At 60.3% G+C, this 350-nt stretch carries 1 pseudogene; it reads right to left on the bottom strand.

Annotated elements, in window-relative coordinates:
- Positions 1-119: 119 nt before the first annotated feature.
- Positions 120-350: pseudogene (locus tag ACZXDY_RS46520) on the bottom strand (xanthine dehydrogenase family protein molybdopterin-binding subunit); the annotation flags it as partial.

Consider the following 350-nt stretch of genomic DNA (forward strand, 5'->3'; position numbering starts at 1 on the left):
TCAGCGGCTTTCAGTCTTTCGAAGTGGAGTAATCGAAATCGGGAGTTTGACTCCCACTCTCTCCGCCATCATTTTCCGGCAGCGCAGAAGTTATTTGAGCGCGCAGCCACGTGCCGCGATCAGAGACAATCCTCGATCCGGATCGGCAGCTTGCGAATGCGCTTGCCGATGGCGTCGTAGACGGCGTTGGCGATCGCGGCCTGGATGCCGGCGGTGCCGAGCATACCGATGCCCTTGACGCCGCCGGGGAGATGCGGGTCGTCCTCGTCGATCATGGCGATGTCGAATGCGGGCATGTCGGCATGAACCGGAATGAGATAGTCGGTGAACGACTTGCCGAGGATGCTGCC

Source organism: Bradyrhizobium sp. LeoB3 (assembly GCF_055456055.1).